19 protein-coding genes are annotated in these 22,685 nt (G+C 37.6%); 13 read left to right on the top strand and 6 right to left on the bottom strand.

The genetic code is table 11. The features are described 5' to 3' along the window. Positions 1 to 41 precede the first annotated feature (41 nt). Positions 42 to 689, top strand: a complete 648-nt coding sequence (locus LIS78_RS15035; protein WP_195782859.1) for a VC0807 family protein — start codon at positions 42 to 44, stop codon at positions 687 to 689. 133 nt (positions 690 to 822) lie between these two features. Continuing rightward, positions 823 to 1,095 (top strand): hypothetical protein, encoded by a 273-nt coding sequence (locus LIS78_RS15030; RefSeq protein WP_229754581.1) that lies wholly within the window; start codon positions 823 to 825, stop codon positions 1,093 to 1,095. A gap of 59 nt (positions 1,096 to 1,154) precedes the next feature. Here the strand turns inward: LIS78_RS15030 and LIS78_RS15025 are convergent, their stop codons facing one another. Further along, positions 1,155 to 2,855: an L-lactate permease gene (locus LIS78_RS15025; protein WP_209149990.1), complete on the bottom strand. Its 1,701-nt coding sequence runs from the start codon at positions 2,853 to 2,855 to the stop codon at positions 1,155 to 1,157. Between the two features lie 367 nt (positions 2,856 to 3,222). On the opposite strand from LIS78_RS15025, the gene LIS78_RS15020 reads away from it, so the two are divergent. From LIS78_RS15020 to LIS78_RS14990, 7 genes are all read left to right on the top strand, one after another. Beyond that, positions 3,223 to 4,548 carry an FAD-binding oxidoreductase gene (locus LIS78_RS15020; RefSeq protein WP_252283925.1) on the top strand — a complete coding sequence of 442 codons (1,326 nt, stop codon included), beginning with the start codon at positions 3,223 to 3,225 and terminating at the stop codon, positions 4,546 to 4,548. Next, positions 4,549 to 5,910, top strand: a complete 1,362-nt coding sequence (locus LIS78_RS15015) for a (Fe-S)-binding protein (protein WP_195782863.1) — start codon at positions 4,549 to 4,551, stop codon at positions 5,908 to 5,910. Then, on the top strand, positions 5,894 to 7,345 hold the full coding sequence (locus tag LIS78_RS15010) for an FAD-linked oxidase C-terminal domain-containing protein (RefSeq protein WP_252283924.1): 1,452 nt from the start codon (positions 5,894 to 5,896) through the stop codon (positions 7,343 to 7,345). Before LIS78_RS15015 ends, LIS78_RS15010 begins: the two co-directional genes overlap by 17 nt. Before the next feature lie 170 nt (positions 7,346 to 7,515). Beyond that, positions 7,516 to 9,693 carry a malate synthase G gene (locus LIS78_RS15005; RefSeq protein WP_195782865.1) on the top strand — a complete coding sequence of 726 codons (2,178 nt, stop codon included), beginning with the start codon at positions 7,516 to 7,518 and terminating at the stop codon, positions 9,691 to 9,693. 106 nt (positions 9,694 to 9,799) lie between these two features. Then, positions 9,800 to 10,576, top strand: a complete 777-nt coding sequence (locus LIS78_RS15000) for a fumarylacetoacetate hydrolase family protein (protein WP_195782866.1) — start codon at positions 9,800 to 9,802, stop codon at positions 10,574 to 10,576. Between the two features lie 51 nt (positions 10,577 to 10,627). Then, positions 10,628 to 11,422: an IclR family transcriptional regulator gene (locus LIS78_RS14995; RefSeq protein WP_195782867.1), complete on the top strand. Its 795-nt coding sequence runs from the start codon at positions 10,628 to 10,630 to the stop codon at positions 11,420 to 11,422. 143 nt (positions 11,423 to 11,565) lie between these two features. After that, positions 11,566 to 12,798 (top strand): aminopeptidase, encoded by a 1,233-nt coding sequence (locus LIS78_RS14990; RefSeq protein ID WP_195782868.1) that lies wholly within the window; start codon positions 11,566 to 11,568, stop codon positions 12,796 to 12,798. 51 nt (positions 12,799 to 12,849) lie between these two features. Here the strand turns inward: LIS78_RS14990 and LIS78_RS31410 are convergent, their stop codons facing one another. Next, a complete protein-coding gene (locus tag LIS78_RS31410) occupies positions 12,850 to 12,984 on the bottom strand; it encodes a hypothetical protein (RefSeq protein WP_013083673.1) in 135 nt (44 codons plus the stop codon). An 80-nt stretch (positions 12,985 to 13,064) separates the two neighbouring features. Then, positions 13,065 to 13,556 carry a hypothetical protein gene (locus tag LIS78_RS14985; protein WP_028409022.1) on the bottom strand — a complete coding sequence of 164 codons (492 nt, stop codon included), beginning with the start codon at positions 13,554 to 13,556 and terminating at the stop codon, positions 13,065 to 13,067. A gap of 407 nt (positions 13,557 to 13,963) precedes the next feature. Between LIS78_RS14985 and LIS78_RS14980 the strand changes: the two genes are divergently transcribed. The 3 genes from LIS78_RS14980 (at position 13,964) to LIS78_RS14970 (ending at position 16,178) form a co-directional block, all read left to right on the top strand. After that, positions 13,964 to 14,383: a hypothetical protein gene (locus LIS78_RS14980; protein WP_014459592.1), complete on the top strand. Its 420-nt coding sequence runs from the start codon at positions 13,964 to 13,966 to the stop codon at positions 14,381 to 14,383. A 72-nt stretch (positions 14,384 to 14,455) separates the two neighbouring features. Continuing rightward, positions 14,456 to 15,472: a UCP032817 domain-containing protein gene (locus tag LIS78_RS14975; protein WP_195782869.1), complete on the top strand. Its 1,017-nt coding sequence runs from the start codon at positions 14,456 to 14,458 to the stop codon at positions 15,470 to 15,472. 127 nt (positions 15,473 to 15,599) lie between these two features. Then, positions 15,600 to 16,178, top strand: a complete 579-nt coding sequence (locus tag LIS78_RS14970; RefSeq protein ID WP_116071537.1) for an HAD-IA family hydrolase — start codon at positions 15,600 to 15,602, stop codon at positions 16,176 to 16,178. Positions 16,179 to 16,180: 2 nt separating this feature from the next. On the opposite strand, the gene LIS78_RS14965 is transcribed toward LIS78_RS14970, so the two are convergent. The 3 genes from LIS78_RS14965 to LIS78_RS14955 all read right to left on the bottom strand — a co-directional run bounded on the left by LIS78_RS14965 (position 16,181) and on the right by LIS78_RS14955 (position 21,081). Beyond that, positions 16,181 to 16,777, bottom strand: coding sequence for a mechanosensitive ion channel family protein (locus LIS78_RS14965; RefSeq protein ID WP_252283923.1), 597 nt, complete (start codon positions 16,775 to 16,777; stop codon positions 16,181 to 16,183). 848 nt (positions 16,778 to 17,625) lie between these two features. After that, the gene (locus LIS78_RS14960) at positions 17,626 to 18,648 is read right to left on the bottom strand and encodes a hypothetical protein (RefSeq protein ID WP_195782871.1); all 1,023 of its coding nucleotides are present in this window, start codon (positions 18,646 to 18,648) and stop codon (positions 17,626 to 17,628) included. Between the two features lie 969 nt (positions 18,649 to 19,617). Then, the gene (locus LIS78_RS14955; RefSeq protein ID WP_028409018.1) at positions 19,618 to 21,081 is read right to left on the bottom strand and encodes a hypothetical protein; all 1,464 of its coding nucleotides are present in this window, start codon (positions 21,079 to 21,081) and stop codon (positions 19,618 to 19,620) included. Positions 21,082 to 21,406: 325 nt separating this feature from the next. On the opposite strand from LIS78_RS14955, the gene LIS78_RS14950 reads away from it, so the two are divergent. Continuing rightward, complete coding sequence (locus LIS78_RS14950; RefSeq protein WP_195782873.1) at positions 21,407 to 22,288, top strand: HAD family hydrolase; 882 nt, start codon at positions 21,407 to 21,409, stop codon at positions 22,286 to 22,288. Positions 22,289 to 22,685 lie beyond the last annotated feature (397 nt).

The raw sequence follows: 22,685 nt of genomic DNA, 5'->3' as shown, positions 1-22,685 counted from the left end.
CCCATATAATAGCAGGAACAACGTTTTTAAAGGAGTTATATATGAACAATACAAAACGAGTATGGTTTGATTTACTTTTTTATATCGCTATTCCTTACCTAATATGGAACCAAGGAAAAGACATTATTGGTGATTACTATGCCATTTTGCTTTCAACAGCACCAGCGTTTGTGTATACCATTTATACATTTATTAAAGATCGCCAGTTTAACGTAACAGGATTGTTTATTGTCATTACGCTGCTGGCACGTACCATTATTGATTTAATTTCAGGAAACGCAGCGACGATGTTAAACAATCAAGTATACTTTATGATTGGACTGGCTGTAGTTGTCCTTTTTACCATTGTGATAAAAAAGCCAATTGGTTTGTACTTTTTTGTAGATACGGCTTACTTAATGGGCTATAAGCGAGAAGATTCTCTTAAGCTCTTCCACCAGCCTGATTTATTCAAAATGATGAACTGGCTTACAGTACTGTTTGCAGGCCGCTATGTATTTTTAGCAATTGTAAAATACGTATTGATTCAAAAGTACGGAGTAGAAGGGTACGGGAACATGATTGTATTCCGTCAGGCTGTTACGTGGGCATTCTCCATTTTAATTGCCATCTACACGTATTTTATTTATAAAAAAATTCAAGATAAAACAGGGATTGATAATCCGATGAATCCAAATGTAAATGAATAAAAAAGAAGCGTGCGTTTAACTAACGTACGCTTTTTTGTTACAAAACAGTGAACAGTGCTCGAAACACTAACATCTCATTTAAAATTAGTAGTAAAATAACGCTATTAAAAACGGGATGAAAGTAGGTCAAGAAATGAAACTGTTATTAGCGTGTCAAAAGCAGCCTTATCGGATTTTAGAAATGATTATGGTGTTTTTCACTTTAATTTTTGTCGTACTGTCGTTTTTTGATTATCGCCAGCTGTTTTTTCTTGTGTTTACACTTGGAATTGTATTTGCTATTCGAGCATTTGAAATGCAAGAAGGAGAGAAAAAGACTCAAGGAAACATCTGGCTGCTTTTCGGTGTTGTAATGATTTTGCTAGATATAGTTCTATTTGTTGTATATGCTATTAATCGATCTTAAATAAAAGAAAAAAAGCTTCCGTTTAGAGGGGTACCTCTAGATACGGAAGCTTTTTTTGATTAAGGAATCATCCACGATAATACATTAGATTGTAAAAATGTTAATACGCAGACAATCAGCAGTAAAAATAAGCTGTGCTTCACCGTAAAACGAAGCAAATCGGACTCTTTTCCAGCCAACCCAACCGCAGCACAGGCAACGGCAATGGATTGCGGGGAAATCATTTTACCGGTTACTCCACCAGAAGAGTTTGCTGCAAGCGCAAGAAGCGGTTCCATTCCAATAGACGTAGCCGTGATTTTTTGCAAGTTGCCGAACAATAAGTTGGCTGATGTATCTGATCCTGTAATAAAAACACCAAGCCAGCCGAGTACAGGAGAAAAAAACGGAAATAACGCGCCTGTTTTAGCTAGCAGTAGTCCTAAGGTTGTACTCATTCCAGACGCATTTGTCACGTAAGCAAATGCCACAACGGACATAATGGTAAGCAGCGGCAACGCTAATTCTTTGCACGTCTCGTTAAACGTAATAAACCAGTCTTTCCAAGAGATGTTGACGATAAATTTTGTGACAACAGCAGACAACAGGATAGCTGTGCCGGCAGCGCCTAGTAATTCTAACTTATACACTGCCGCAATCGGTTCTCCATTTCCATTTAAAATTAAATTATTTAACCAAGGTACTTCTGGCATAAACGTTAAATAATGTCCGATGGAATTGATAGCGCTCAAAAAAGCGTTAGCTCCTTCATAATGTCCTGTCAAAGCGGTTTTAATTTGAGGAATTCCCCATATAGAAATAAATATCGTTAAAATTAAAAAAGGTGACCATGCCTTTGCAATTTGAGCCCCCGTGAATGCGGGTTGATCTTGAGTATCTCTTGGCTCAGCTGAAGCGGAAGCTACTTCATGTGCTGCTTTTTCAGATTGAAAGCGAAACGTTGTTTTCGGTTTCCAGAATTTTAAGAAAATAGCGAGCGCAAAAAGTGAAACGAGTGCCGATAAAATATCGGGAAGTTCAGGTCCTAAAAAGTTAGAGCTGACAAACTGGGTAAGGGCAAAAGAGATGCCGGATACTAAAATAGCAGGGAGTACTTCTAATGTTTTCTTAAATCCTGCCATTACAAAAACCAAATATAGCGGAATAAATACAGAAATAAAAGGAAGCTGGCGGCCTACCATTTTAGAGATTTCCATTGCCGCTACTCCAGTAGGACCTTCCATAGCCGTGATAGGAATACCGATTGCACCAAAAGCAACGGGTGCTGTGTTTGCTAATAAACATAAGCCAGCGGCATACAGCGGATTAAATCCTAAACCTACCAGCAGAGCTGCTGAAATAGCAACAGGTGCACCAAAACCAGCAGCACCTTCAAGAAAAGCCCCAAACGAAAAAGCAACTAACAAAGCTTGAAGTCTGCGATCTTCTGTAATAGATAAGACAGAGGTACGAATAATATCAAACTGACCGGTTTTTACGGTTAGTTTGTAAAGAAAAACAGACGTAATGATAATCCATCCAATCGGCAGTATACCGTATACGGCTCCTTGACTGGCTGACATAAAAGCCATGCTAGCCGGCATTTTATAAGCAAGTATTGCAACGGCAAGTGCGACCAGTAAAGTTGTAACTCCAGCCATATAACCTTTCATTCGTTTAATAGCCAGAGCCCAAAAGAAGTAAAGAATAGGAATCAAAGCGATTAATGAAGACCAAATGACGCTGTTTCCTACAGGAGTGAACTGCTGTGTCCATGTCATAACTAACACCTCATTTTCAAATTAGTGAACTACGAAACAATCAAAACTACGATGATAAGGTCATCTGATGACTTATGTAAAAATGAATTCGCTTACATTATATTCTAATCCTTTTGTGATAGGCAAGTACTAAAAGAAACTTTTTTCAAAAGAACGGACATTTTTTTGTTGATAAGAAGAAAATATTGGTTGAAAATCCCAAGAATAGGTGATTAAATGATTGTAAGCGCTTAAAATATATCTTTGCATCTATTCTACTAATTATTCTTCTTATTAATCTACTACTTTCAGTCGTATTATACATGGCACTTCTTTACGTTATTAGTGAAACGTTGTTTGCTATTACAAAACGAGAGGAGTCAATTTATTGAGTACGTTGAAGCTTCCAGGTCATTTAAAATCCATTTTATCTCATCCTTCCACACTTGAAGAACAGCATATGAATCACTTCCTTGGAAATAACGGATCCCTTCATGTTAAGCCAACTTCAGAACAAGAAATAGCAGCCGTTTTAAAGTATGCGATGGAACACGGAAAAAAAGTCGTTATTGAAGGGAACGGTACAAAAAAAGGGTTTGGCGGGCTTATAGACACAGCAGACCTTTTGCTTTCGCTGACTGAATACAGCGGAATTGTTGAACATACCGTAGGAGATATGACGGTTACTGTAAAAGCTGGTACGCCGTTTGGAGAGCTGCAAACGTATTTAAAAACGTACAATCAGCAAATTTCACTTGATCCAGCTCTAGGAGACTACGCTACAATCGGCGGGATTATTGCAGCGAATGAAAGTGGTCCAAAGCGCTTGTCTTATGGATCAGCTCGAGATGCAGTAATCGGCATGAGAGTCGTATATTCAGATGGAACCATTGTTCGTTCAGGGGGAAAAGTCGTCAAGAACGTGGCTGGCTATGATATGAATAAGCTGTTTATTGGTTCAATGGGAACGCTCGGCGTTATATCCGAAATAACGTTAAAGCTGCGTCCGCTGCCTAAATATCAAAGCATTGTCTTTATTTCTTTTTCAACAGGCAATATCGAAGAAATTTATGCATTTGTTAGCAAAGTCTTAGATTCCATGATAGAGCCCGTTGCTTTGGAATTATTAGATCCTTCTCTAGCTGAAGATGTAATAGGGCAGCATCTGTTTACGCTTGTAATCAGCTTTGAAGACGTGGAAAGTTCCGTTCATTATCAAGAGAATTACATCAAAAGTATTCAGCCGGCTGATACGGTTTTAAAAGTACTCCACGAAAAAGAAGCCGAGGTATTTTGGGGATTTTTTAGTAACATTAGTCCAAATGGTGCACGTTGTTCTTCCGAAGAAGAAACGGAAGCCACGCTAAAAATTGGCGTACCAAATATGAATGTACTGGATGTGATAAATAAAAGTACGGCGTTAAAAACGTCCCGTCCAGTGCTGATAAAAGCACATGGAGGCGTTGGACACGGTCTTTGCTCAGTCTACATAAAAGGCTCAGAAGAAGCCATTCTTTCCGTTATCACTTCATTGACTGAAACTGCTAAAACGTACGGAGGATACGTGGTGGTTAAACATTTGCCTTTTATAATGCGTCAAAAAGTAAATGTGTGGGGAGAAAAACCTTCTCATTTTCCGTTACTAGCAGGAATTAAAGCAAAGGTGGACGCTAAAAATGTGCTTAACTATAAACGATTTATAGGAGGAATCTAAGTGAATTCAGCTAAGGCGGATATCAAAGATGCTCCATGTCAAAGCGTCAGCAATTATTTGTGGAAAGACGCGCCAGACGAAAAAAAATGGGCGGATTGTGTACACTGCGGAATGTGCTTGGAGTCTTGTCCTACTTATGAACTAACGGGGCAAGAACAGCATTCACCAAGAGGACGCGTGCATCTTATCAAATCGGTAGCAGAAGGAAAAATAAACGTAAATGAGCAGTTTACAGACCCTGTTTTTGCCTGTTTGGACTGCCGTGCCTGTACAACTGCTTGCCCTGCAAATGTAGACGTTGGCGGACTCATTGAAGAAGCCCGCGGCCAAATTCGTCAGGCGATGCCTTTGACCGGGTGGAAAGGGATGATCAGCAAATTTTTTCTTAAGGAACTTTTTCCTCATTCTCACCGCTTAGAAGCTGCAGGAAGCTTATTGAAGCTGTACCAAAAAAGCGGGATGCAAAAAATGATGCGCACAACTGGCATGTTAAATATGATGCCGACACATCTAGCAGAAATAGAACATGTAATGCCTAAAATTACCCGTTCTGTTCGTAAAAAATATAAAAAGAAACGCGTTTTAAAAGCAAAAGCCGACAGAAAAGCAGAAGTGGCTTTTTTAACCGGCTGCATCATGGACGTCATGTTCAGTGATATTAACGAAGCGACTCTTAATGTATTAAGAAGAAACGGAAACGACGTCGTTATTCCTCCGTCTCAGACATGCTGTGGTGCTTTGCACGTTCATGCAGGAGACCGAGACATGGGAAGGAAGCTTGCAAAAAAAAATATAGAGGCGTTTCAGCATGCCGATACCATTATTGTAAACGCTGCGGGATGCGGCTGCATGTTAAAAGAGTATCCCGAACTATTTAGAGAAGAAGAGCAAGAGTGGCTTGAAAAAGCCGAAGTCTTTGCTGAAAAAGTCCAGGATATTTCAAAATACCTTCACGATACGGGATACCGCCCCCCGCAGGCAAAGCTGCATAAGCGCATTACGTATCACGATGCTTGTCATTTAGCTCATGGTCAAGGAGTTAGAGAAGAACCAAGAGATATTTTACTTTCTATTCCAGGAGTGGAAATGGTTCATATGGCTAATGCGGACCGATGCTGTGGAAGTGCAGGAATTTATAATTTAACAAATCCTGATATGGCGGGAGCTGTGCTTCAAAGTAAAATGGAACACGTGCCTCATGACGTAGAAATGATTTCAATGGGAAACCCGGGATGCATGCTGCAGATGGCAGTAGGAGTGAAAAAATATGGACGAAGTCAGCAAATTGTTCACACGGTACAGCTTTTAGAGTGGGCCTATCAAAAAGAAGAGGAGGAAGCACAACGTGTTGAAGAAAAATAGAATAAAAGATCTTCATGTGAAAAATCTTTCTCAACTAGTAGACCCTCATTCTATTTTGTATCACAAAGAAGATTTGCTTGCATACGACTGCGATGGGTTTACTATTCATAGACATTTGCCTAAAGCGGTGGTATTTCCTAAAAATACGAAAGAAGTTTCTAGCATTGTTAAATACTGCAATGAAAATGATTTGCCTTTTCTGGCAAGAGGAGCAGGGACAGGGCTGAGCGGAGGAGCGATTCCGCTTAATAACGAAGTGGTTATTAGTTTAGTGAAAATGAAGCGACTTCTTAGCGTCGACTATGAAAACAGGCGTGCCGTTGTAGAGCCGGGATTTATTAATCTTAGATTAACCAATTCAATCTCTGAAAAAGGATATTATTATGCACCGGATCCTTCGAGTCAGTATTGCTGCACCATTGGTGGAAATGTAGCAGAAAACGCAGGAGGAGCTCACTGTCTTAAATATGGAGTAACAACCAACCATATTTTAGGGTTAGAAGTGGTGCTTCCAAATGGAGATGTAATTGAACTTGGCAAGCAAGGTATTCCGGATGAACCGGGATATGATTTATTAGGGCTTTTAACAGGATCAGAAGGGACGTTAGGAATCGTTACAAAAATTACTGTGCGCATTTTGAAAAATCCGGAAGCAAAACAAACGGTTCTTGCCTATTTCGACCGCGTAGAAGACGGCAGTCAAGCGGTATCGGACATTATATCAGCCGGCATTGTGCCTGCTGCGCTTGAAATGATGGATAAAACCGCCATTGAAGGAGTGGAAGCTGCTGCATTTCCAGTCGGACACCCTAGAGATATTGAAGCTCTTTTATTAATTGAAGTAGACGGCATTTCAGCCGGTATAGAAGAGCAAATCCTTCGTATTTTAGACGTATGTAAAAAACAAAACGTACGAGAAGTGAAAGTAGCTGAAAGTGAAGAAGAGCGCGCGAGGTGGTGGGCAAATCGTAAAACAGGGTTTGGAGCGATGGGAGCTATATCCCCTGACTATCTCGTACAAGACGGCGTCATTCCAAGAAGTAAACTGCCTCAAGTGCTGAAGCGAATCAACAAAATTAGCGAAGAATCTGGCCTTCGCATTGCCAATATCTTTCACGCTGGAGACGGGAACTTGCATCCGCTTGTATTATTTGATGCTAGAAAGCCAGGGGAAACTGAAAAAGCACTCGACGCCGGAAGCGCATGTTTGCAAGTATGTGCAGAAGTAGGAGGAACGATTACCGGCGAACACGGCGTGGGCATTGAAAAAAAAGAAGAAATGCGATTTGTTTTCAATGAAGATGAAATTCAAGCACAAATGAATATACGAGAAGTATTTAATCCTAAAAATCTATTAAATGCAGGAAAGCTTTTTCCAAGTCCGAGCCGCTGCGCTGAAGTCAAAAAAGAAAAGAAAAAAGTAGAATATTTTTAGAAAATTCTTGAAAATACATTCGCTCGATGATATGATTTTTTTAACAAAAATAAAACGCTGTTTCGCAATAAGAAACAGAACCGCATATGTTCATCTTAACCATTTTAGCAAAAAGGAATGAAAGCGTGTCCAATTTTAAAATGTAAAAGAGTAAGAGGAGGAAACAGACGGTGACAAACTACAAACAAGTTGGAAATCTGAAAGTAGCTCCAGTTCTCTATCAATTTATCAATGAGGAAGCTCTTCCGGGCAGCGGCCTAAGTACAGAAAATTTTTGGTCTGATTTTGAAGCGTTAGTAACAGAGTTAACACCCGTAAATAAACGTTTGTTAGAAAAACGTGATCAGCTGCAAGCTCAAATTAATGCGTGGCATCAAGAAAATCCTGACGGTGACTTTAACGAATACAAATCGTTTTTAACGAGAATTGGCTATTTAGAAGACAAGGCAGAAGATTTTCTTATTGGTACAGAAGGAGTAGACAGCGAAATTGCCTATCAAGCAGGACCACAGCTTGTTGTACCAGTGAATAACGCTCGGTATGCTATCAACGCTGCTAATGCACGTTGGGGAAGTCTCTATGATGCTCTTTACGGCACTGATGCAATCAGTGAAGAGAATGGAGCTTCGCGTACGAGTTCTTATAATCCAATTCGAGGAGAAAAAGTTATTGCGTTTGCGAAGAATTTTCTTGATGAAGTGGTTCCGCTCGTTCAGTCTTCTCATGCGGAAGTGGTTCAGTACAGCCTTGAAAATGGAAAGCTAGTCGCTCAATTAAACGATGGCAGTTTAACAGAATTACAGGAAGAAGAGAAATTTGTAGGGTATCAAGGAGAAGAAGAAAGCCCTGATGCTCTTTTATTCAAAAACAACGGCCTGCATTTTGAAGTTCAAATTGATCGTGCGGATTCGATTGGTAAAACAGACGATGCGGGTGTAAAAGATATTTTAATGGAAGCAGCTCTTACGACGATTATGGACTGTGAAGATTCAGTAGCCGCAGTAGACGCAGAAGATAAAGTAGATGTTTACCGCAACTGGCTAGGATTAATGAAAGGTGATTTGACGTCTACTTTTAAAAAAGGAAGTCAAAACATGACAAGGCGTTTAAATCCAGACCGTACCTATGTTTCTCCCGACAAGAAAAAGATTTCACTGTCTGGCCGTTCGCTTATGTTTGTTCGAAACGTTGGGCATTTAATGACAAACAGCGCTGTTTTAGATCGAGATGGCAACGAAATCTATGAAGGTATTTTAGACAGCGTGATTACTAGTTTAATTGCCAAACACACCTTGCTTAAAAACGGTACGTATCAAAATTCTCAAAAGAGCTCTATCTATATCGTTAAACCGAAAATGCACGGCTCCAAAGAAGTGGCTTTTGCCAACACGTTATTTAATTCAATTGAAGATATGCTAGGGCTTGAGCGTCATACGATTAAAATTGGCGTAATGGACGAAGAGCGCCGCACGACGCTTAATTTAAAAGCGTGTATCAAAGAAGTAAAAGACCGAGTGGCTTTTATTAATACTGGATTCTTGGATCGAACAGGTGACGAAATTCATACCTCAATGGAAGCAGGCGCTGTTATTCGTAAAAATGATATGAAAGCGTCTAAATGGCTTCAAGGCTATGAGCAGTCCAATGTAAATGTAGGATTAGCAAGCGGGTTCCAAGGCCGCGCTCAAATCGGAAAAGGAATGTGGGCAATGCCGGATATGATGGCGGAAATGCTTAAACAAAAAGTAGGGCATTTAAAAGCAGGAGCGAATACGGCATGGGTGCCTTCACCAACTGCAGCAACGCTTCATGCTCTTCACTATCATCAAATTGATGTAAGAGATGTTCAAAATGAACTGCTTACTCAGTCTACTGATTTACAAGATGACATTTTGCAAATTCCTGTAGCAGAAAAACCAAATTGGAGCAAAGATGAAATCCAGCAGGAGCTCGACAACAACGCTCAAGGAATACTTGGTTATGTAGTAAGATGGGTCGACCAAGGAGTAGGGTGCTCAAAAGTACCGGATATTAATAATGTAGGGCTAATGGAAGACCGGGCAACGCTGCGTATTTCCAGTCAGCACGTAGCTAACTGGCTTCATCATGGAATTTGTACAAAAGAACAAGTAACGGAAACATTAAAGCGAATGGCAAAAGTAGTGGATCAACAAAATGAAAATGATCCTTTGTATCAGCCAATGGCAACGAACTACAGCACATCCATTGCTTTTCAGGCAGCCTGCGATTTAGTATTTCAAGGCTATGATCAGCCAAACGGCTATACGGAGCCCATTTTACACCGCCGCCGTATCGAAGCAAAGGCAAAAGCAGCTATAAAACAGTAAAGAAACGGCCTGTCAGCATAGGGATGGCAGGCTGTACTTACATCTTAAGAATCTGACTATCCACTATCCTTATTAAAATCAAGCAAATGGGAAAAGGAGTTATGTCATGAAATTTGTAAGGTTCGCTGTACAAGATAGCCGTCATACAGGTGTACTAAAAGAGGATACGATCAGCGTCATTAAAGGAAATATATTTGAGAAATGGGACTATACAGGACAGACTTTTTCACTGAGTGAAGTAAGGCTTTTGGCTCCTTTAGAGCCAAATCAAATTATTGGAATAGGCGCAAATTATGCAGCCGCAAAGGTGGAGCTTCCAAAAGAACTGCCTTCTATTCCTGTCTTCTTTTTTAAGCCCGTATCTTCTGTGATCGGTCCAAACGAGGACATTGTCATTCCAACTGCGATTAAGCACGTCAAGTTTGAGTCTGAGCTTGCAGTTATTATTGGAAAAGAAGCAAAGAACATCGCAAAAGAAGACGTGCTGGACTATATATTTGGGTATACAATTGGAAACGATGTAACGGCTCCGGATTATTTTCATGAAGACGGGCACTGGACCATTGGAAAATCCTTTGATTCATTTACGCCTCTTGGCCCCGTAATCGAAACGGAGCTTGATTTTAAATCCATTCATGTAAAAGCGTTTTTAAATGGCGTTGAAAAACAAAACAGCTCGACAGATTTAATGATTATTTCCGTTGAGCAAATGATTGCTTACCTTTCTACTGTTATGACCCTTAAGCCGGGAGATGTGGTTTTAACAGGAAGTCCGGTCGGCGCGGAACTGGTAAGCGCAAACGATGTCATTGAATGCACCATCCGAGAAATTGGGACCCTCCAAAATCCGTTTGTTGCAGAGAAAGAACGTGTAAACGTATAAGAGTGATAAAAAATGCCCGGCAGTAACACGACACATAAAGGAGAGAGAAAAATGGAGAGAGAAAACATGGTGAAGTCTGTAAGCCGGGCGTTGGATATCGTCACAATTGTCAGCATGGAAAGAGAAGGGGTAGGCGTCACAGAAATTGCAAAGCAAATGGATATCAACAAAAGCTCCGTATATCGTATTCTAACTACTCTTGCTCAGTACGGCTATATTGAACAAGATCAAGAAACCGGGCGGTACAAGCTTGGGTATAAGTTTTTAGAAGTAAGTTCAAAACTTTTAGATTCTATTGATCTACGAACGGAAGCAAAACCGTTTTTGCAAGAACTTGAAAGTGAAACAAATGAAGTTATTCATCTTGTTGTCTACGATCAAGGTGAAGTAGTGTATATTGAAAAATTAGAAGGCAATCAGACGCTGCGCATGCATTCAAAAGTGGGGAAAAGAGCGCCTATGCACTGTACGTCTGTCGGTAAAGCTATTCTAGCTTTTTTACCGCTTAACACGGTAACAAGCATTCTTGAAAGAAAAGGTTTACCAGCTCATACCGATCACACCATTACAGATGAAGAAAGCTTTCTTCGAGAACTTTCAGAAGTAAAACGAAAAGGATATGCGCTGGATTTAGAAGAAAATGAATACGGAATTACCTGCATCGCAGCGCCTATTTTTGATCACCTTGGTCAAGTCGTTGCTGCAGTCAGCATTTCTGGTGCTACTATGCGTATGACAAATGAGCGATTAACTTATCTTCAAGAACGCATGGTTGATATAGGCAAGAACATTTCGGAGCGGCTCGGCTACAAAACTGAATCTGTGAAAGACAAAAGTTTGTTCTGATTCTTAGAGAACAAACTTTTGCTATATAATAATCTGTAAAATAACGTAATTATATTATGTAAACTATAGGCTGGCATTTTTAATTGGCGTTTTATTCATGATACAATGAAGTTGTTAGAATATATACGTAAAGGAGATAAATTATGGAACAGTTTGAGCGCAATATTGAAAAGTACGCCGAACTAGCTGTAAAAGTCGGTGTAAACATTCAAAAAGGGCAAATTTTAAACATTAATGCCGATATTTCTTCCGCTGATTTTGTTCGTGAAATTGCGAAAAAAGCGTATGAATCCGGAGCACAGTCTGTTGAGGTAGACTGGCATGACGATCATTTAGTTCGTTTGAAATATGAAAAAGCGGATGAATCTGTATTTAATGAATTTCCTGCTTGGAAAGCTCAAGCAAGAGAAGAGCTTGTTAAAAACGGAGGCGCTGTTTTATCTGTAATTTCAAGCGGTCCTGACTTACTAAAAGGAGTAGACGGCAAACGTATTGCTGCGTTCCAAAAAGTAAGTGGAAAAGCAATGAAAAAATTCCGTGAAGCGATCCAATCCGATAAAATCAGCTGGTCCATTGTAGCTGTTCCTTCAAAAGACTGGGCGGCTAAAGTATTTCCTGACGTTCCAGAAGAACAACAGCAAGAAAAACTGTGGGAAGCTATTTTCAAATCCGTGCGCGTAGACCAAGAAGATCCAGTCGCCGCGTGGGAAGAGCATAACGCTTCATTACATAAAAAAGTAGACATTTTAAATGAAAAGAAATTTTCTAAACTTCACTATAAAGCGCCAGGAACAGATTTAACAATTGAGCTTCCTGACAAACATATTTGGGTTGGCGCAGGCAGTGTTAATGAAGACGGTAACTCGTTTATGGCCAACATGCCAACAGAAGAAGTATTTACACTTCCAAAAAAAGACGGCGTAAACGGTCAAGTAACAAGCACAAAACCGCTTAGCTACGCAGGGAACTTAATTGAAAACTTCACGCTAACATTTGAAAACGGACAAATTGTCGATGTAAAAGCAGAAGAAGGTGAAGAAACATTAAAGCACCTAATTGAAACAGATGAAGGTGCCAAATACTTAGGAGAAGTAGCCTTAGTACCGCATCAATCGCCAATTTCTCAGTCAAACATCATTTTCTACAATACGCTGTTTGATGAAAATGCATCCAACCACTTAGCGATCGGCAGCTCGTACTCTTTCTGTTTAGAAGGCGGAAAAACGATGTCTAAAGAAGAGCTAGCACAAAACGGAGCAAACGACAGCATCACCCACGTTGACTTCATGATTGGCTCAGCTGAAATGGACATCGATGGCATTAAAGCTGACGGTACAAGCGAGCCTGTGTTTAGAAAAGGGAACTGGGCGTTTTAAGAAAAGGGATAATCTTTTGATATAAAAAGAAGAATCACAGCAAGTAGAACTTCAATCAGTTCCACCTTGCTGTGATTCTTCTTTTTTAACCGGAGCGTCACGCTTGAACATGTGATAGTAGGTAAACCCTAAGCATAGAGCACCGGCGATTGAACAAAAATATTGCAAAAAACGGACGAAATCCATTGGAATGACCTCCCATTTTCAGTTTCGCTTCTAGTATGTACAGGGAAGTGAAATAATATGTGAAAAAGGGAGGTTTTCTCTTATAGTTCGTATGGTTCTTGGAGAGTAAGGTAAGGCTGCTGATCTTCAAGACCAAGACGCTTATTTAATTGTCTTTTCATTAAATCGTACTGGTAGATGAGGTGAAATTGATTTTTTTTCGGTGTTTCACAGCGAATGTATGTTTCTTGTCCATTCTTGTCTGTGAAATGAATGGTTAATTCACCGAAATAGCGTTGAACAGGAGCTCCGTGAAGGCCTTTTTCATTTTTGACAACCTTTGAAAATTCTGCTCGTTGAATACGGTTAAATGGAATAATAGCTACTTGATTGATAACAAGACGCTGATCGTACATGTCGATTTTGGATATGGAAATTTGATTAATTCCTTCTGCAAATTTAACATGTCCGTTTACAGAAACAAGCGGTTTGCGATCCTCAGGATCCACAGCGCCTTGAGGCCGCTTAATGACGTAGAAGCTAGCTACGCCAAGTGCTACGATACCAACCACAACAATAAGTGCAAACATCATTTTGTATTCCACCTCCTGAGTATAGATGTGTAATCTGAATTTAACAGCAAGCTGTTTCAGTTGCCATATTGCCTCAACAATGAGGGTAGAGAAAAGCAGTTCGGCAGTTCATTATAAGTATATACATACGTTCGACAATATGGTGTGATATTCCTTCTTATTATGACTTTTTTACGACAATATGGGCAAAACTCTTTTCGAAAATGAAGTGAATCAGTTACAATTTAAGGATAAGGTACCAAATTTCTTTTCTATCTCAAAAAAGTGCAGAAAAGCGTAAAAAATTCTAGGTACTTTCTCATATTTTTACTATTTTTATAGAATTTATTCCAATTTCTAATCCTTTATCGTGTATAATCTCTTGTGTGCAGCATGATATACATAAAGGTGTAAGGAGGCACAGTTCATTGTCTTTATCAGCAAAAAAGATATTATTATTAGTTTTAGTAGTTATATGTTTAGTGTTAGTTGTGATGCAATTCATAAATCGATCAGCAGAGCCGACTTCTGAACAGGCCCAAGAAACACTGAGTAAGCTTCCTGAACAAGAAACCGTTAAAGAGAAAGCGAAAGGCGACGAGGAAGCGCATAAATATCGAGTGTATTATATTACTATTGAAAAAATCGAAAACGGTACATACAGCGGAACAACAAAGGAAGGAACGGGCATTAAATTTTCCGATAAAAATTTAAATGAACCGATTCCAAGCAATTTAAAAAAAGGGGATATCGTCAAAGCATACTTTGACCTTGAATATAGCACCAAAGGTCTGGTCAAAGTAGAAAAAGTAGACGAGATACCCGATGATGACGAGAGCTCAAGTTAATTGAGCTCTTTTTTTGTATTTTACGAATGTGGTAAAATATTGAATATATAGATACGATATAGGGGGAAGAAGATGATAGCAGCCATTATAGTAGGAGCGATAATTCTTTTAGCCGTAATTATTAAAGGGATTGCAAAGCCAAGGGGATTTCGCTTGTACAAAGAGGAGCTTCCAGGTGAGCTTGGAATACATAAAGATCAGGGGTTTGAAGATATTGTTCATTCACTAGAAGATTCGTTACCGACAGCTTATGTTCAGCAAGTAAAACAGCGTATGAAAGGGAGCAGCATAAAAGACGATGAAGTGGAGTGGACGTTCTTTGAGATAAAGCGCTACTTTTTATTAAATGCAGTCATCAAGGACGTACCGATGTTTAGTGCAAAAGTAGATGAAGTGTGGCACGAAATGATCATGTTTACAGTGGATTATGAGCGTTTTACAGACCGTTTTTTCAACCGCTTTTTGCATCACCAGCCAAATGTAGAGACAGCTCCATCCCCACAGCCGGATAAGCGCGCCTTCTTTGATTGGATGTATGCTCATTTGTTTGACATAACGGGCAACAGCAGATTGCTTTGGGGAAAATTTTTTCAGCATCCGCTTGATAAAAGTACGCTTCAAGATTTTCAAAGATTATCAGAAGATGAATTGCTAGATCGCTATTTTTTAAGAAACGGCAAATGGGAAGAACAGAAGAGACATTTGATTCAAGCGTTAAAAGAAGAAATTAAGGATGCAAAAAAACGAATGAAATCGGGAGGATCGTCGTACTTTAAAAAAGCATTAAAAAAAGGGAATGTATCAACCGAACTTCTTTTTCAAGGCTTTGTTTTTTATTCACTTTACGAAGCTACCGACTTTTCAAGACATATGAATGAACTGCTGCTATATAAAAAGACGATGTATGCGGGAGATACAGCTTCTTACAGTGGCTACAGCTGTTCAAGTCCATGGGAAGACAATCGCCACCATCACCACCACGATGGAGGTCATCACCATCATGACAGCGGTAGCAGCTGTTCTAGTTCAAACTGCAGCAGCTCCAGCTGTTCAAGCTCTAGCTGTGGGAGTGGCTGCAGCAGCAGTTAATAAAGTAAAAAAACTCGTATAAAACGAGTTTTTTTACTTTAAATGCAACGATGGCAAAAAGGTTCACTGACAAGCAATGAAAAATTTGGTATAATCGTTACGTTTTTAAAAAGGAGAGACAGCGAAAATGAATATTTTATGGGACTTCGATGGAACCATCTTTGATACCTATCCAACGATTGTAAAAGCATTCAAAGAATTACTAACAGATCCAACAATCTCAGAAGATGATATTTTAAAACAAATGAAGATATCTTCTGACGTAGCAATTAAGCACTTTGATATTGAAAAGTCTTTGTTTGATAATCACTTCCATGTGCTCGAGCAAAAAATCAATCCAAAAGATAAGCCCGCTTTTCCCCACGTAGAAGATGTACTGAGCTTTGCGGATACAAATGTAATTGTTACGCATAAATCCAGACAGTCTACTCTTGATATTCTTGCATTTTTTAATATGGAGCACTACTTCACGGAGATTATTACAAAAGATGATGGCTACAAACGAAAGCCTGACAGCGGCGCTTATGCCTATCTTCACGATAAGTATCAGCTTGATTTAGTAATTGGAGACCGGGAGCTTGATTTAAAGCCTGCCCGTGAACTGGGCATCAAAACATGTGCATTTCAAAATGACGACATTGAAGCAGATTATCACCTTACATCATACGATCAATTCTTTACAACTGTCGTAAATAAAAACTCGTGAAGCTATTCTTCACGAGTTTTTACTTGTTCAGCTTTATGTACTTCGGGAATTTCACCGAGCGTGTAGTTCGCTACTTTTGTAATGTTACTATTAGCAAAAAAGTAAAACTCTCCGTCAACACCGCGAATTTTTGTAGTGCGCAATCCAATTTCTTCAACAGTTCCTTCCGTATCGTTTATGGATACGTGATCTCCTACTGAGAATTGATCTTCAAATAGAATAAAAAAGCCGTTTAAAATATCTTTAATCAAATTTTGTGCACCTAAGCCTGTGATAAATCCTGCTACGCTAATGCCAGCTAAAAGTGCTTTCATATTAATTCCGATTGCCTCTAAAGACGTAATAAGTACAATAAAATACACTACGTACGTGACAATGCTCAGACAAAGCTTTTTCAGCGTTATTTCTTTTCGTTCGTTGTACCTCAGCAGCTTAGTTTTAAATCTGAAATCAAAGATTTTATTAATTGCACTACGAGCAAACCGTATGACAATTTGAGCAATGATAAAAATCAAGATAATCTTTATGATTACTTCACTAATTTCAATCCACTTACCGGTGTTAAATAAAGTTTGCTGCACCCACTGTATGTCTTTCATTACTAAGTCCCTTTCTTGCTTTTATAAAATTTTCTCTACTGAATAGTATAATTTATTTTTTAAAATATACTACTAGAATTTATTAAGATACGCCTGAGTGAGTGTATTTATTTATTTTAATTTATTTGTATTTAGTATAAGTAATGAAAGCTCCTTATTTTAGAAAAAGCGAAAATCCTCAAGCATAGAGGTTTTTAAAACATTTCTTTACACAAATATTAAATAAAAACTTATAGCAGATATTAGTATAGATCTTATCAGCAAACATTATATACAGATATTAGAGAAAGAAAAATCCTCTAAAAACCCAATGATATCAAGGGTTAGAAAGGAAATAGCTTTTCAATAAATAACTGTGTGGAAAATAGACCTTTTTTGTGAACAGCATCCTTTAGCTAAAGGATGTTTTTTATAACAACAGATATGTAATCTATTTTATTCACTATGTTTTTTCTTCTGCAATAGATGGATTTTAAAACTCATGGTATGAAGATTGCTGTTAAAAGTATGAATTATTTCCACTGTGGATAAAAGTAGTCGTGTTAAAGAGTAAATAACCTGGAAATCATCGTTAATAAAAAAATAAAAAGGATGTTTTTATTAACAAAGAGGATGATATAACAGTCATTGAATATGTTTTCTTTCTTTTGTGGATAAGTATGAAGGTGTTTTTTTAGTAATATTCCGTAGTTATACACAAGAAATATCATTTATTTGAACTCATTACGTTTATATAGATAGGATAATGGAATTGGATAGCTGCAAAAATGGGTGTTTGTTTGCGCTATTTGTATCAAAAAGAGAAGAGAAGGGAGAAAAAATAAAAAAAGGCATGCCAAATAAGCCCCTTATGAAGCTGTAAGTTCGGCAGGGGCTTGATCTTGAAGATTTTTTGAAAGCTCTTTTCGAATGAGCGTACGGATTTTTCCACCGTAATTTTCAACGACTTGAGCATCATGGCTGAAGAAGGCCTGTTCAATCAGAGAATAAAGGGCAGACTTCACTCGTTCAATACCATATTCAAAAGAAAGCTGAACCAAATCAGCGATGTCTTCGTTTTGGAATGAAGACATGACAATTCCTGTAGAATCTGTGCTGTGTCCAGATAATTTTACAAAAGTCTCTTCAATAGTACGTCGAATCGCCGCATCGTATTGATCTTTCTTTTCTTGTTTTGACATCTTGCCATTTTTAGCTCCGTCTTTTAAAACAAAGAAAATAGTAGATCCTTGGACAACGGTTTTAAATGCACTCGTCTGCGTTTCAGCTATTTTTTGCATCATACCTTTGTAGTGAGTATATTTCGGCGTAAAAATTTTATAGTCATTAAAGCTAATTTTTGAAGTGTTTTCTCCAGGATTAAACTGACGCTTAATCGTATCGTTGTCATAAACCAATTCTTTGCGCAGCTCTAAGCGAAGGGCGTTTACGTTTTCAATTAGAATAAGTTCTTCAAAGCGAGTATATTCTAATTCCATAAACCCAAAGCCGTGTTCTTCAAAATATTGAGGATAGGGAACAATACAAATATTGATTCCTTTGCCGCTGCGAGAATAGGAAATTAATTCTGTTTCTGCTAATACTACATTGTTGTTGCGAACTGTTCGAACTGTACAATTCAAAGTGGCTGCAATCTCTTTTTCAGAAACATCACAAATAATACCTCTTTCATCAACGTGAAGGAAGTGATAAAAAATTAATTGTGAAATTTGAGATTTAGATAAACGGTGATGTTCTGCCACTGTTTTGATTGTAGGGTTCCCATGAGCGTCTAGGTCCATGTGATCTTCAATATCTTTATATTTTTCTACGGTGCTAGACAATTGGCGAATAATTTGTTTTCCAATTTTCGCAAATTCTTTTTTTATCATGAGAATCCCTCCAATCTATTTCATATCAACAATAATTTATTAGGGTAAAATAACAAAGAATACCTTGTGAAAATTATATCAATAAGAAATAGAATCGCAAACGAACGAGTAGTACGCTAAAAACGGCAAAAGGTTCAAAGAATGCTGTCATATCAAGGGGTTCAGCGTATAGGTTTTTTAGTACGCCAAAAACGGCAAAAGCAAGCAAGCACCGGTAGAACAGTGTTTGTTACGATCAGTAAAAATCAAAAAAAACTTTATGCGTTTTAGTACGTAAAAAACAGCAAAAGGCTCAGTATAGTACGCCAAAAATAGCAAAAGTAAAGAGTGGTACGCCAAAAACAGCAAAAGTCATCTCGATTCACCTAAAAAAAGGTAAAAAAATCGCTTCCATGATCGTTGTAAATAACACAATGAATTTTATTGGTACGCCAAAAACGGCAAAAGCTATTTTTAGTACGTAAAAAACGGCAAAAAAGGCGTAGTAGTACGCCAAAAACAGCAAAAGTTTTCGTTTGGTACGTCAAAAATGGCAAAAGTTTTATATATGTTGCGAAAAAAATAAAAAATGGGGTTTGAAAAGGCAATAACAAGGGGAAAAGCAATGTTTAATACGCAGAAAACGGCAAAAGTAGTGAAGGAGTACGTCAAAAACGGCAAAAGGTAGGATTGTTTTACGAAAAAAAGAGAATAATTAACAATTAATAAGTGATTACTAGTAAATAAAATGCATTTAGTACGTCAAAAACGGCAAAAGAATCAGAGTGGTACGTCAAAAACAGCAAAAGGTAGTAATTAGTACGCTAAAAACGGCAAAAGAAGCAAAGAGGTACGTAAAAAACGGCAAAAGCTTCTGGTTAGTACGTTAAAAATGACAAAACTTCCAAACTATGAAATAAAAGTAGAGGGATATTTTGTATTTATAAGCTGAAAGTGGCAAAATATCAAATAAAAAAGGAAGGGAACAATTTACCCTTCCAATGTTTCTCTATGTTCTCCTCCAAAATAGTCTTGAATTTCATAATTTTGAAGAGGAATAAAAGAGATTTCAAATCCTTGAAGTTTTTGCTGATAACTTTGGATCAGTACTTGATTGCTAACAAACTCTGCTAGAGATTCATTAATTAATTTTAGATTGACATCAATTTTCTTTGAACGAAAACGAACTTTTGAAGCAAAATATTGATATGGGTAAAAATGGGTGTAAGACTTCTCTTGTAAATAACAATCTAATCGCTCTTTTTGAAATGCATATAGCAGTAGAGAAGACAGAGAGTTATCTTTAAACTTTTTAATAACGTCACTGTAAATTTGTACAAACTGCTGATTTAAAAAGCCTTGATGCGTATCGTCGCTAAATACAATGGTTGCATATCGTCTGCCCGTTACTTCATCGGTTTCAATAACAGCCTTTTGGAAGAAGTTTATCGCAAATTTTGTATCTCTGGAATTTTTCTTCTTCGCTACACCTTCTACGTGATATCTGGCAATTTTCATAATGCGGGCTTCAACCGCTTCATAGTTTTTTACACCTTTTGAATTATAAATTTCTTTAACGATATCCGCTAAATCAAGAGTCACCGTTTTTTCTTTATAAAACATCTCGTCGCGCTGTGAAAGAGCAAACTGGATAATTTGGGAATCTTTTGGATCTAAAACCATATTTCGTTTGGAAAGAACCGTTTGATTATCATTCACAGGGATAATGGTGCGAATGAAATATTCTTCATCAACTTTATAGTCATTATATAAAACGACTTCTTGGGAGTTTGTTTTAACTTCCATATTGGTTTTAAGAGAATGACTTTCATTTGAGAAGATAGGGGCCTCTACCCACGAATTCAATCTTTTATCAATCCAGTTACTCAAATTTCCATTGTATTTTTCTAGTATGATTTCAGCAATTAAAAAAGTAAAGTCTGTGTGAAATGCTTTCTCTATTTGATAATTCATCTTTGAATCTAAATAAGGAAAATCGGTAATGTTTGTTTTTTTACTTTTAGCCCATGTCTCTACTTCTTTTAACTTTATCTTTAAAATATCTTCAGGTTTTTCCACGCCAAACAGCTTTTTTAAGTGTTCGGTATCCACTTTTTTATCCATCACTTTTTTGGCCAATTCAATGTCTTCAAAAATAGGATTAGGCTTTTCTGCTTTAATATCTTTTTTTAACGTTTGCAGCCAGTTTTTCTTATTCGATTGTCTTCTTTTGTAAGCGGGATTTCTTATTTCCTTAGGATTTATTAATTTATTCTCTAAAACAAACGTATCTTGCAATATATTTAAAATGTAGTCTTCTATAAAATCTTTTTCATTCGAAAAAAACGAATGAGAATCATATAAAAAGTCTATGCACTTTGCTTTGATATTGTCATCGATCGCATCGCTAATTTGTTTAATAAGGTAAGGAGAAAAATTGGATGGTTCGTTCATGTTGACCTCCTCTGTATGTATTTAATCTGTAACAATCTTATTATATCTTTTTTGAACGATACTCTAAAGGCTAAAAGGAAAATTCGTTTTTGTGAATGCTGTTTTATATCAAATTAGCCTAGCCGGCTATTAGTATATAAAGGCTTATTGCAAATATAAAATGCTTTCTTTATAGCGCTTGTACAATATAAGTACGTACTTTAGATGTAAGGAGAGTATTATAGTAGTTTTATAAAAGAGAAAAGCAAAGTACATTCATTGAGTTTAAAAATGGAAAAGTTTATACTTGCCAAGTACACTCTTTTTACAAGTAGGGGGAATAAGTATGTTATTAAAACCTAAAGCAATTTTTTTAGATATGGACGGCACGATATTAAACCGTGCTAACAAAGTAAGTATTCAAACAAAAGAAATCATTGACGAATTACGAAAACAGGGAATTTTTGTTTTTATTGCTACGGGAAGAGCGTTTGATGAAATAGAAGAGTTAGTTCCTGAAGGCTTTCAAGTGGATGGATTTATCACGTCAAATGGTATGGCAGGGTACGTAGGAAAAGAATCAGTCTTTCAGCATTCGCTTTCGCTTCAATTGGTGGAAACCATTATTGAAAAAGCAAGAGCGAACAAGGTATACTACGAGCTTTTCCCGTACGGCACATCTCGCGTGACGTTAAAACAAGATCAGCCGTATGTTGAAAATGAAATTAGAGATCCAAAGCCAGACAGTGTGGAAATTAACGAATGGCTTTCCCGTAAACAAGCAATTAAAGAAGAAATTGACTGGAAAGATTCCGTAGAAGGAAGCGAATTTTCAAAGTTCTATTTCTTTGCAAGAACGCACGAGCATATCGATAACTGGAAAGAGGAGCTTGAAGAACTTAAGAAAGAAATCGACTTTACAACTTCTACTTCATCTAAACACAATGTCGAAGTGATGGTGGCAAACGTAAATAAAGCAACGGGGATTCAGCAAATGCTAAAACATTTTAATTTGCCCCAGCAAGACATTCTAGCAATTGGCGACAGCAACAATGATTTACCAATGTTTCAGTTTGCCAGCTATGCTGTAGCGATGAAAAATGCGCCGGATCATATTAAAGAAATTGTCGATGACATAACGGAATTTAACTGTGACGAAAACGGCGTCTATCATTATCTTTCTAAATTTTTATTGCAAAAATCTACTAATAGTACGCCCGTTTTATAAGAATTAATGCATGGATTGCCGAAGCATAAAGCAACGGTGAGATAGAACCAACTATTCAAAACATCGTCGTTTAGGCGGTGTTTTTTAGTATATATAAGGTGAAAAGTAAACCGTTCATTATTATTAGTTATAGCACTCTTAGTTAAAAAGAATAGATGAGATTAAACCTTCCATAATGTTCTTTTTCAAATCATGTTATAAATAAATATAACTATCCTCGTGTCCATCTTTATAAAACGACGCTCGGCGAGGTGAGTCCCATCATCTAAAAGCATAAATCCTTTTAACATTTAAACTTTTTCTTTCTTCAAACTTTTTATAAAATGCTGAGAAAAGGGATTGTATCTAAGTATATTTAATGCTAATATAACATTTGATGAAAATAGTATAACATATT

It is taken from the genome of Priestia megaterium (genome assembly GCF_023824195.1).
GTDB classification, from domain to species: domain Bacteria; phylum Bacillota; class Bacilli; order Bacillales; family Bacillaceae_H; genus Priestia; species Priestia megaterium_D.
Note: the sequence above shows the minus strand (reverse complement) of the source record. Positions and strands in the feature narration are given on the sequence as shown.

What these genes read in the sequence shown, in the direction of transcription:
- LIS78_RS15035 (WP_195782859.1), top strand. Translation starts at nt 42, where the DNA reads ATGAACAATACAAAACGAGTATGGTTTGATTTACTTTTTTATATCGCT.
- LIS78_RS15030 (WP_229754581.1), top strand. Translation starts at nt 823, where the DNA reads ATGAAACTGTTATTAGCGTGTCAAAAGCAGCCTTATCGGATTTTAGAA.
- LIS78_RS15025 (WP_209149990.1), bottom strand. Translation starts at nt 2,855, where the DNA reads ATGACATGGACACAGCAGTTCACTCCTGTAGGAAACAGCGTCATTTGG.
- LIS78_RS15000 (WP_195782866.1), top strand. Translation starts at nt 9,800, where the DNA reads ATGAAATTTGTAAGGTTCGCTGTACAAGATAGCCGTCATACAGGTGTA.
- LIS78_RS14995 (WP_195782867.1), top strand. Translation starts at nt 10,628, where the DNA reads ATGGAGAGAGAAAACATGGTGAAGTCTGTAAGCCGGGCGTTGGATATC.
- LIS78_RS14990 (WP_195782868.1), top strand. Translation starts at nt 11,566, where the DNA reads ATGGAACAGTTTGAGCGCAATATTGAAAAGTACGCCGAACTAGCTGTA.
- LIS78_RS31410 (WP_013083673.1), bottom strand. Translation starts at nt 12,984, where the DNA reads ATGGATTTCGTCCGTTTTTTGCAATATTTTTGTTCAATCGCCGGTGCT.
- LIS78_RS14985 (WP_028409022.1), bottom strand. Translation starts at nt 13,556, where the DNA reads ATGATGTTTGCACTTATTGTTGTGGTTGGTATCGTAGCACTTGGCGTA.
- LIS78_RS14975 (WP_195782869.1), top strand. Translation starts at nt 14,456, where the DNA reads ATGATAGCAGCCATTATAGTAGGAGCGATAATTCTTTTAGCCGTAATT.
- LIS78_RS14970 (WP_116071537.1), top strand. Translation starts at nt 15,600, where the DNA reads ATGAATATTTTATGGGACTTCGATGGAACCATCTTTGATACCTATCCA.
- LIS78_RS14965 (WP_252283923.1), bottom strand. Translation starts at nt 16,777, where the DNA reads ATGAAAGACATACAGTGGGTGCAGCAAACTTTATTTAACACCGGTAAG.
- LIS78_RS14960 (WP_195782871.1), bottom strand. Translation starts at nt 18,648, where the DNA reads ATGATAAAAAAAGAATTTGCGAAAATTGGAAAACAAATTATTCGCCAA.
- LIS78_RS14955 (WP_028409018.1), bottom strand. Translation starts at nt 21,081, where the DNA reads ATGAACGAACCATCCAATTTTTCTCCTTACCTTATTAAACAAATTAGC.
- LIS78_RS14950 (WP_195782873.1), top strand. Translation starts at nt 21,407, where the DNA reads ATGTTATTAAAACCTAAAGCAATTTTTTTAGATATGGACGGCACGATA.